Below are 207 nucleotides of genomic sequence, written 5' to 3' on the forward strand. Positions count from 1 at the left end.
GGTAATCTGGTTGGTATCGTTTTGTGCATCGGTTAAACTTGGATAGTATTGGAAGGTATATCCTGGCAAGGCTGTGATTTGTCTTACGGTTAAATCAAATACAGCAAATTGGTCGTTAGCTAAGGTATCACATTCGTTGATGGGTTGTGGTGTTGGCACTACCAATGGTATGCCTACAAACACTTGGAAGCTACCTAAATTGTAACA

Annotated in this window: 1 protein-coding gene; it reads right to left on the bottom strand. The window is 40.6% G+C overall.

Annotated elements, in window-relative coordinates; translation table 11 throughout:
• A partial coding sequence (locus IAI56_RS16085; RefSeq protein ID WP_187658810.1) for a hypothetical protein occupies positions 1-207 on the bottom strand: 207 nt, incomplete at both ends.

Origin of the sequence: Flavobacterium macrobrachii, from assembly GCF_014486675.1 — a bacterium.
GTDB lineage: Bacteria > Bacteroidota > Bacteroidia > Flavobacteriales > Flavobacteriaceae > Flavobacterium > Flavobacterium macrobrachii.